The sequence below is a fragment of the Shewanella sp. DNRA4 genome (assembly GCF_012843185.1).
In the GTDB taxonomy this organism is placed as follows: Bacteria; Pseudomonadota; Gammaproteobacteria; order Enterobacterales; family Shewanellaceae; genus Shewanella; species Shewanella xiamenensis.
Map to the genome: position 1 here is coordinate 77,297 of NZ_JABAIP010000018.1, position 9,239 is coordinate 86,535.

Genomic DNA, 9,239 nt, shown 5'->3' on the forward strand with positions numbered 1-9,239 from the left:
ACTCTTTAAGCTAACGCCTTGAGGAGAGTTTACTAGCTCGATCACAGAGTGATAGATCAAAGATTCAGCAAATGCAGGCGATGGCTTACACTCGCCACTAATACTTTGCAAAACAATAGGAATACATTGATGTCTGAGGGTGAATCTAAAAATACCCACTTTGGTTATAAAACCGTAGAGGCGGATAAAAAGGCCGATCTCGTTGCTGGCGTGTTCCATTCGGTTGCCGCCAAGTACGATATCATGAATGACGTTATGTCCTTCGGTATTCACCGTTTTTGGAAACGCTACACCATTGAAGTATCTGGCGCTCGTCCGGGTATGAAGGTGCTTGACCTTGCCGGTGGTACGGGCGATTTAACCGCTAAATTCTCTCACTTAGTGGGCGATAAAGGCGAAGTGGTTTTAGCTGATATCAACGATTCTATGCTAAAAGTGGGCCGCACTAAGCTACGTGACAAAGGCATTGTTAACAATGTCAGCTACGTGCAAGCCAATGCCGAAGCACTGCCCTTCCCCGATAATCACTTCGATATCATCACTATCGCCTTCGGTCTGCGTAACGTAACAGACAAAGACGCAGCGCTTCGTTCTATGAACCGCGTACTTAAGCCAGGTGGTAAGTTATTGGTATTAGAGTTTTCTAAGCCCCAGCATGAAATCATGCGTAAAGTGTATGATTTATATAGCTTCAAAGTCTTACCAAAGATGGGTGAACTCATTACTAAAGACGCTGGCAGCTATGAGTACTTGGCCGAATCCATTCGGATGCATCCAGATCAAGACACTCTTAAGCAAATGATGGTGAATGCGGGCTTTGAACAGGTCGATTACACCAATATGACCGATGGCATTGTCGCCCTGCACCGTGGTTATAAATTCTAATGATGCCGCAAGAAGTGGTGTTACTTGCCTGCGCCGCGATTGAGATGGGTCTGAAACAACTTCAGACCCAAGCGGGTGACGCCTATGCGCGCCAGCGCCAGCTACATGGCAAAGTATTTCGTATTCAATTAACGCAACTCAACTGGCCAATTTACTTGGTCTTTGCCAAAGAAATCCAAGTAATGAGTCGCTATGAAGGCGATGTTGATGTCAGTCTGCACGCTGATGCAACGACACTTTATCGCGTATCAGAAGGTGCCAACCTGACTGAACTTATCAAGCAAGATAAGCTCAAGCTCGAAGGCGATCTGAACTTATTACAAAGCTTTAGCCAATATCTACGTAGCATAGAGTTTGATTTTGCCGAACCCATTTCGCGTTATTTGGGTGACGGCCCCACTCACAAGCTCATCAGTACAAGCCATCAGGCAAAAGGTTTGGCACTTGAAGTATTGCGTAAAACCCGCTCCCATTTAGGGCAACTCGCTATCGAAGAGTATCGGCTTGCGCCCCATCGGATTGAACTTATTCATTTGTGCGATCAAATAGATGACTTAGTTAACGACACTCGCGCGCTCGAACAACGGATTGCCCAATTAAGAGACTCAATTAAGCCATGACCCTTGCCAGTATCCGCCGCGGTTATCATGTGATTAAGACCCTATTGCAATATGGGTTAGATGATGTTTTACCGCCAAAGATGACCCCTTGGTACTTTAAACTCGCCCGCAATAGTCTGTTTTGGATCCGTAATAAACACAAAGGTAAATCCGGTGGCGAGCGCTTAAAGCTAGCAATGCAAGAGCTTGGCCCTGTGTATATCAAGCTAGGACAAATGCTCTCCACCCGCCGTGACTTACTGAGTGATGAATGGGCGACAGAGCTTGCCATGTTGCAGGATAAAGTCCCTCCCTTCGATGGCGCACTCGCCCGACTCGCGATAGAAGCTGAGCTTAAAGCACCAATCGAGACCTTCTTTGATGACTTTAATGAAACGCCATTAGCCTCGGCCTCGATTTCCCAAGTGCATACCGCCACGCTTAAATCCAATGGCAAGGCCGTGGTATTAAAAGTGCTGCGCCCGAATGTAGAAACTAAAATCCAGGCCGATCTCCTGCTGATGTCGCAAACGGCGAAGGTCATCGATTATCTTCTTGGCGAAGGTAACCGACTACGCCCAGCCGAGGTGATTGAAGATTACCGCGTCACCATTTTAGGGGAGCTCAACCTTAAGCTTGAGGCCCTCAATGCCATTAAGCTACGTAATAACTTCCTCGACTCAGACGCGCTCTATATTCCTTATGTATATGAAGAGTTTTGTTATCCACGCTTGATGGTGATGGAACGGATTTACGGTATTCCAGTATCGGATATCGCTGCACTTAAGGCACAAGGCACAAACTTTAAACTGCTAGCCGAACGGGGCGTAGAGCTATTTTTCACCCAAGTGTTCCGCGATAACTTTTTCCACGCGGATATGCATCCGGGAAATATTTTTATCTCCCGCGAACATCCCGAAAATCCTTACTACATCGGCCTTGATTGCGGCATTATGGGCACGCTCAGTGAGGTCGATAAGCGCTATCTCGCGGAAAACTTCCTCGCATTTTTCAATCGTGATTATCACCGCATCGCACAGCTGTATATTGAGTCGGGCTGGGTGTCGGAAAAAACCGATCTGCAAGCTTTTGAACAAGCCATCAAGGTCGTGTGTGAACCCATGTTTAACAAGCCCTTAGATGAAATCTCCTTTGGGCATGTGTTGTTAGAGCTGTTCCGTACCGCACGGCATTTTGATATCGTCGTGCAGCCTCAGCTCGTGCTGCTCGAAAAGACTTTGCTGTACATTGAAGGTTTAGGCCGTCAGCTCTATCCGCAGCTGGATCTCTGGCAGACCGCTAAACCCTTTTTAGAGCAGTGGATGGCCGAGCAAGTGGGACCTAAAGCCATGTTTAAAAAGGTATCCACAAAACTGCCATATTGGTCTGATAAACTTCCGGAATTCCCTGAACTAATTTATGACAACCTTAAATTAGGCAGGAAATTGCTGAGTTCTCAGCAACAAATGCTAGATAAGTATTTGAAATACCAGCAGCAAGCACATAAGAGTAATTACTTACTCATCACTTCTGCAATTTTATTGATCTGTGGCACGTTATTGTTCAACCAAGACGCTACACTGTTGAGCCCTTACGTGTGCCTGATTTCAGGTACGGTACTGTGGATTATCGGATGGCGATCTAGGCCAAAGAATCGTAAATTTTAGCTAGCACTAATTAATCAGAGGTTCATAATAGAACCGATATCAATTAAGAGGATACCTTCATGGGTGGCATTAGTATTTGGCAACTTCTTATCATCGCGTTAATCGTTGTCTTATTGTTTGGAACTAAGAAATTACGCTCTTTGGGTGGTGACTTAGGTGGTGCTGTTAAGGGCTTCAAAAACGCCATGTCTTCAGAAGAAGATAAAAAGGCGCTAGAAGACACTGAAGCGGCAAAACCAGTGCAAACTGCACAAACCGCACAACCAACTCAACAGGCGACTGAAAAGAAACCTGAGTCTCACAAAGAACAGGCGTAACTCTTTATGTTTGACGGTATCGGCTTTATGGAGCTGCTGCTGATCGGTGTTCTGGGGCTGGTCGTTCTTGGCCCCGAACGTCTACCGGTTGCAGTACGTTCAGTAACCAGTTGGATCCGCGCGATGAAACGCATGGCCAACTCAGTCAAAGAAGAACTTGAGCAAGAGCTAAAGATCGAGCAGTTGCACGCCGACCTCAAAAAAGCGGAGAGCAAAGGTTTATCTAACCTCTCTCCCGAGCTGCAAGAGTCAATCGATCAATTGAAGCAAGCCGCGCAGTCAGTGAATCGTCCTTACCAAGTGCAAGATATTCCCAGTGCACAGGAAAACCAGATCCACAATCCTGCAAGCCAAACGGTTTCTACCGAGGCGAGTCCAACTTCGGCTTCCTCCGCCCCACATAGTGAGTCCATTCAGGGCGAGGATACCCGTTCTAACCCGAAAGCTAACGGATAATTCATGTCGCAACAGCAGCCACTTATCAGCCATTTGCTTGAACTTAGGTCCAAGCTGCTTAAATCCATTGCCAGTGTATTGATTGTATTTATTTGTAGTGTGTATTGGGCAAATGATATTTACCATTACATGGCAATCCCTTTAATGCAGTCTTTGCCCTTAGGTGGCAGTATGATTGCGACCGATGTGGCCGCACCTTTCTTCGCCCCTTTTAAACTGACATTAGTTCTGTCATTTTTTGTGGCCGTACCCTATGTGCTCTTTCAAATTTGGTCCTTCGTAGCACCGGGTTTGTATAAGCATGAAAAACGCTTAGTTATGCCGCTACTTTTTAGCAGCACAGTGCTATTTTATTTAGGTATAGCCTTCGCTTATTACGTTGTATTCCCAGTTGTATTTGGCTTTTTTGCCAACACGGCTCCAGAGGGAGTACAAGTTGCAACCGATATCAGCAGCTATCTTGATTTTGTACTGAAATTATTTTTTGCATTCGGCTTATCCTTTGAGATCCCGATTGCCGTTGTTTTACTCTGCTGGGCCGGTGTGACAACACCTGAAGATCTCAAGCAAAAACGCCCCTATATTATTGTCGGCGCATTCGTGGTGGGTATGCTGCTCACACCACCTGATGTTATTTCCCAAACTATGCTTGCAGTGCCAATGCTGTTATTGTTCGAAGGCGGATTATTTGCGGCTCGTTTTTACAGTAAACCTGATGACGAGACCGATGAAAAACAACCAACGAATGACTAATGCCTCAATCGGCATTAGAGGAAAATAATAATAAGGAAACTGGGATGCGTTTAACTCTACTGACTGGTGCAGTGTTACTGGTATCTGCACAGGCTAATGCAGGTATTGAGCAGCAATTAACTCAATGTGCAGGGATAACAGACAAGCTCGAGCGCTTGGTATGCTATGACAACCTCGCAGCAAGCATTCAAGTCACCACAGTGACCAATAACACCACGGCACCGATAGCTGTCGCCCCCGTTGTCACTCCCGCAGCGGCCCCTGCAGCTGTGGCGACTGCAGCTCCTGTTGTTGCCGCCGTGACCAATGTCGAAGATAATTTCGGTATGGAAGTTAAACGCGTCCAAGAGAATACGACTGACAAAATTTATCTCGATGTGGAGTCAATAGCAGAAGATGCCTACGGTGCTTTAAAAATTACCTTTACCAATGGCCAAGTTTGGAAACAAACCGAAAACCGTAAATTCAATCTCAAAGTCGGTGAAAAAGTATTTATCGAAAAAGCAGCGCTTGGCTCTTTCTTAATGGGCACAGAAAGTCGTAATGCTAAGGTGAGGGTAAAACGCCTAAAATAATGTCATCTTATATAGATATCGCTGTCAACTTGCTTGGCAGCGCACTCGAACCAGACATAGCGCAAATCATACAAGCAGCGGCGGACCAAGGGGTTTCGCCGTTAATTGTTATTGGCAGTGATTTAAGCGAAAGCGCGGCAGCCATTCAATTATGCCAACAGTATCCCAAACAGCTTTATTGCACTGCAGGTGTACACCCGCATCATGCTAGCGAATGGCAAACGAATTCCAAACAAACTCTCATAGATTTATGCCAAGCATCGCAGGTCGTTGCCGTTGGTGAATGCGGGCTAGACTATAATAGGGACTTTTCTCCCCGTCCGGCCCAGCGCAAAGCATTTATCGCCCAATTAGAACTGGCGATTGACCTTCAAAAACCCGTTCTGATGCATGAGCGAGATGCCCATTGTGATTTTTTAAGCATCGTTAGTGAGTACCGCCCACATCTTCGCGGCACATTGTTACACTGCTTTACAGGCAGCCAAGCGCAAATGGAAGCTTATATCGATCTCGATTTACACCTAGGAATTACAGGTTGGGTTTGTGATGAAAGACGCGGCCAAGAATTAGCAGCGCTAGTGCCATTTATTCCAAAAGATCGCTTATTGATCGAAACAGATAGTCCTTATCTGCTGCCGCGTAGCATGCGTCCTAAGCCTAAATCCAGTAAAAATAAACCCGAATATTTGCCTTATATTGCTCGGTATATTGCCAATCTACGCGGAGAAGATCCGGCTGAATTTGCAAAACAATGCTATCAAAATAGCCTAGCGTTTTTTAATTTGAGTCAACAGAATGGCTAAATTAAGTTGTTTATTGGTTTTGCTTATCAGCATGCTCATATCATCTGGCAGCTTCGCAAGCATAATCAACATCAATGAACACACTCCGACGCCGCTCAGTCTAACACCTTGGCTAATGGTGACTCATCCTCATTCTGAAAGTCAGTTAGCGGACATTGAAGCACTTCCCAAGGCACAATGGCATAAGTTTACCAGTAACGATATTCAACGTCTTAGCCTGCATAATTTTTGGCTGTCAGTTAATCTTAGTAGTAACAACGAAAGCCTTTCACGCATTCTTGCCTTAGATAATCCCTTATTAGATAAAGTAACTATTTACCATCTTGTAGATAACCAACTCGTCAACACAACGTATATGGGAGATACTCTTCCCTATAAACAGCGTCCACTGCTGAGTAATATTTTTCTATACCCTTTTAAAATTAACACCAATGAACAACATACCTTTTATATACATATTGAAACCGAAGGCAATGCGGCCGTTCCTTTAAATTTGTGGTCGGCCAACGATTTGGCACAAATAGCGGAATCAACAGCTGTCGAACATGGATTTCAGCTTGGGGTACTCGCCGCCATCGGTATCTTTAGTCTATTTATCGCGTTAGCTTCTGGTTCATTCAGTTATAGCTATTACTCCGGCTACGTCCTTAGCATGACTCTCTTAGTTGCCACGATTAATGGTTTCGCATTCCGCTTCCTCTGGCCTAATTGGCCAACATTGCAGCAACTGATGGTTCCTGTGCTACTCCCTTTGGTTATGGCTTTCGCCTTAATGTTTACCGAAAAAATTTTACAATTAAAATACTATAATCGCCGCATGCTTTTGATGTGCCGTTATAGTGCCGTTTATATCCTTTTAATCTGTTTATTAGTCCCCTTTTTGCGTTATGGCACTGTACTTTACATTGAGATTATCTCGGTTGTCGTGCTCAGTATCATTATGATGATACTCGCAATTATTCAAGCCGCTAGAGGGCAAAAATTAGCCAAACTTTATACTGTTGGCTGGGTGAGTATGCTGACGGGGGCGTGCCTGAGTAGCTTACTGTATTTAGGCGTTATCGAGCTGAATATCAAACCTCAGACACCTGTAATGCTGGGGTTAACCTTTGAAATCATCTTTATGTCACTCGTGCTTGCTATCCGCTATAACGACGAACGTAAAGCCAAACAACGCATTCAACAAGAAGCACTAAAACAAGCACAAAAAATTCGTAGCGCACGTGAAGATGCATTAAAAGTAGAAGCAGAAACTAACGAAAGACTAGAACAAATGGTACAAGAGCGCACTTTGGAACTTGAAATTACCCTGCGCGAATTGCATGAAGTTAATCAAAAGCTCACAGAACAAAGCACTATAGACAGCTTAACGGGGGCTAAAAACCGCAGTGCCTTCGATAAACGCCTATTAGCAGAAAGCCGTATAAGTCGTCGTCAAGAAACGCCAATAGCACTATTAATGATCGATATCGATCGATTTAAATCTATCAATGATCAATTTGGCCATTTAGCGGGTGATCAGGCCCTAAAACTTATCACGAAGACATTGCAGCAGCATTTAAAACGACCAACCGATCTAGTATCACGTTTTGGTGGAGAAGAGTTTGCTATTATTCTCCCCAATACCAACGCGGATGGTGCGCTTCAAGTCGCTGAAAATATAAGAGATGCAGTGACTAGTATCGGCCTTGAATGGGAAGGAAAACCCATACCACTCACCGTCAGTATCGGCGTGAGTGCCGACGTAATCTTGAATGAACAACACAGTACTGAATTATTAGAGCAGGCAGATAAAGCCCTCTATCAAGCAAAAAATAGCGGACGCAATCAAGTGAAATTGTATGCGCCAGCGCAAACAGAACCTAATTAGGAGTCTAATGTGAATATCATTACCAGTGCCTTCCCACAGCGCAGAATGCGCCGCATGCGCAAACATGATTTTAGCCGTCGCCTGATGGCAGAGAATCACCTAACAGTGAATGACCTAATCTATCCTATGTTTGTGCTCGAAGGCAGTAATCGCAGCGAAAAAGTCGCTTCAATGCCAGGTGTGGAGCGTTATTCAATCGACTTACTGCTCAAAGAAGCAGAAGAACTTGTTGAATTAGGCATCCCCTTAATTGCCCTCTTTCCTGTCACGCCAGCAGAGAAAAAGTCTCTTATGGCAGAAGAAGCTTACAATGCTGACGCACTAGTGCAGCGTGCTGTACGTGAACTCAAAAAAGCCTTCCCACAACTTGGCATTATGACGGACGTGGCTCTCGATCCTTTCACGACCCATGGTCAAGACGGCATTATTGATGAAACAGGCTATATCCTGAATGACATCACTACAGAAATTTTAGTTAAACAAGCCTTGTCCCATGCCGAAGCGGGCGCTGATATTGTTGCGCCATCGGATATGATGGATGGCCGCATCGGCGCGATCCGTCAAGCACTGGAAGCAGCTGGCCATGTTAATACCCAGATCATGGCCTATTCAGCCAAATACTCTTCGAGCTACTATGGCCCATTCCGTGATGCAGTTGGCTCAGCAGGTAACCTAAAAGGTGGTAATAAGCATAGCTATCAAATGGACCCAGCTAACAGTGATGAAGCACTACACGAAGTGGCGCTCGATATCCAAGAAGGTGCGGATATGGTGATGGTAAAACCAGGTATGCCATATCTCGACATCGTTCATCGTGTTAAAACTGAGTTAGCTGTTCCTACTTTTGCTTACCAAGTGAGTGGTGAATATGCCATGCACATGGCCGCGATCCAAAATGGCTGGTTAGCTGAAAAGGCTATCGTCATGGAATCGCTACTATGCTTCAAACGTGCTGGTGCCGATGGCATTCTTACCTACTTCGCCAAACGTGCAGCACAGTGGCTAAAAGAAGCTAAATAATCGGGTTTAAAAACCAATGCTAAGCATAAAGGGCAGCCAAACGCTGCCCTTTTTATTAGCTCGAAGAAAGCCTTTGGAACTATTACTCTGTCGGTCAAATCGATATGTAGGTAATAACTATCGTCATCGCAGAAGCGAATAAAAGGAAGTGATGAATAGGAAGTAGTAATAGAGAGAATGAAATTACAAATGCCTAAAACAAAAAAGCCAGCTTGTTCAGCTGGCTTCATTGTTTAATTAGGCGCTTGGCGATGACCTACTCTCACATGGGGAGACCCCACACTACCATCGGCG

The 9,239-nt window shown here is 45.1% G+C and carries 10 protein-coding genes; all 10 read left to right on the forward strand.

What is annotated here, in order from left to right:
- Window positions 1-129 precede the first annotated feature (129 nt).
- Genes ubiE through hemB form a run of 10 tightly spaced genes read left to right on the forward strand, consistent with a single transcriptional unit; the run spans window position 130 to window position 8,945 of the window.
- Window positions 130-885: a bifunctional demethylmenaquinone methyltransferase/2-methoxy-6-polyprenyl-1,4-benzoquinol methylase UbiE gene (gene ubiE / locus HG547_RS18305; RefSeq protein ID WP_169548662.1), complete on the forward strand. Its 756-nt coding sequence runs from the start codon at window positions 130-132 to the stop codon at window positions 883-885.
- Window positions 885-1,505, forward strand: a complete 621-nt coding sequence (locus tag HG547_RS18310; RefSeq protein ID WP_055647631.1) for an SCP2 sterol-binding domain-containing protein — start codon at window positions 885-887, stop codon at window positions 1,503-1,505. Before ubiE ends, HG547_RS18310 begins: the two co-directional genes overlap by 1 nt.
- Window positions 1,502-3,151 carry a ubiquinone biosynthesis regulatory protein kinase UbiB gene (gene ubiB / locus HG547_RS18315; protein WP_037422654.1) on the forward strand — a complete coding sequence of 550 codons (1,650 nt, stop codon included), beginning with the start codon at window positions 1,502-1,504 and terminating at the stop codon, window positions 3,149-3,151. The genes HG547_RS18310 and ubiB overlap by 4 nt, the downstream gene beginning before the upstream one ends.
- 59 nt (window positions 3,152-3,210) lie before the next feature.
- On the forward strand, window positions 3,211-3,468 hold the full coding sequence (gene tatA / locus HG547_RS18320; RefSeq protein ID WP_037422651.1) for a Sec-independent protein translocase subunit TatA: 258 nt from the start codon (window positions 3,211-3,213) through the stop codon (window positions 3,466-3,468).
- 6 nt (window positions 3,469-3,474) lie between these two features.
- Window positions 3,475-3,924, forward strand: coding sequence for a Sec-independent protein translocase protein TatB (gene tatB / locus HG547_RS18325; RefSeq protein ID WP_037422648.1), 450 nt, complete (start codon window positions 3,475-3,477; stop codon window positions 3,922-3,924).
- A gap of 3 nt (window positions 3,925-3,927) precedes the next feature.
- A complete protein-coding gene (gene tatC, locus HG547_RS18330; RefSeq protein WP_169548663.1) occupies window positions 3,928-4,677 on the forward strand; it encodes a twin-arginine translocase subunit TatC in 750 nt (249 codons plus the stop codon).
- Between the two features lie 44 nt (window positions 4,678-4,721).
- Window positions 4,722-5,252, forward strand: coding sequence for a hypothetical protein (locus tag HG547_RS18335; protein WP_169548664.1), 531 nt, complete (start codon window positions 4,722-4,724; stop codon window positions 5,250-5,252).
- Window positions 5,252-6,055: a TatD family hydrolase gene (locus tag HG547_RS18340; RefSeq protein ID WP_169548665.1), complete on the forward strand. Its 804-nt coding sequence runs from the start codon at window positions 5,252-5,254 to the stop codon at window positions 6,053-6,055. Before HG547_RS18335 ends, HG547_RS18340 begins: the two co-directional genes overlap by 1 nt.
- On the forward strand, window positions 6,048-7,925 hold the full coding sequence (locus HG547_RS18345) for a diguanylate cyclase (protein ID WP_169548666.1): 1,878 nt from the start codon (window positions 6,048-6,050) through the stop codon (window positions 7,923-7,925). The genes HG547_RS18340 and HG547_RS18345 overlap by 8 nt, the downstream gene beginning before the upstream one ends.
- Window positions 7,926-7,934: 9 nt before the next feature.
- Window positions 7,935-8,945 carry a porphobilinogen synthase gene (gene hemB, locus HG547_RS18350; protein WP_037422636.1) on the forward strand — a complete coding sequence of 337 codons (1,011 nt, stop codon included), beginning with the start codon at window positions 7,935-7,937 and terminating at the stop codon, window positions 8,943-8,945.
- The last annotated feature ends 294 nt before the right edge of the window (window positions 8,946-9,239 follow it).

Coding starts and splice junctions, on each gene's coding strand:
- HG547_RS18310 (WP_055647631.1), top strand. CDS start 885: ATGATGCCGCAAGAAGTGGTGTTACTTGCCTGCGCCGCGATTGAGATG.
- HG547_RS18335 (WP_169548664.1), top strand. CDS start 4,722: ATGCGTTTAACTCTACTGACTGGTGCAGTGTTACTGGTATCTGCACAG.
- ubiB (WP_037422654.1), top strand. CDS start 1,502: ATGACCCTTGCCAGTATCCGCCGCGGTTATCATGTGATTAAGACCCTA.
- HG547_RS18345 (WP_169548666.1), top strand. CDS start 6,048: ATGGCTAAATTAAGTTGTTTATTGGTTTTGCTTATCAGCATGCTCATA.
- ubiE (WP_169548662.1), top strand. CDS start 130: ATGTCTGAGGGTGAATCTAAAAATACCCACTTTGGTTATAAAACCGTA.
- tatA (WP_037422651.1), top strand. CDS start 3,211: ATGGGTGGCATTAGTATTTGGCAACTTCTTATCATCGCGTTAATCGTT.
- tatB (WP_037422648.1), top strand. CDS start 3,475: ATGTTTGACGGTATCGGCTTTATGGAGCTGCTGCTGATCGGTGTTCTG.
- tatC (WP_169548663.1), top strand. CDS start 3,928: ATGTCGCAACAGCAGCCACTTATCAGCCATTTGCTTGAACTTAGGTCC.
- HG547_RS18340 (WP_169548665.1), top strand. CDS start 5,252: ATGTCATCTTATATAGATATCGCTGTCAACTTGCTTGGCAGCGCACTC.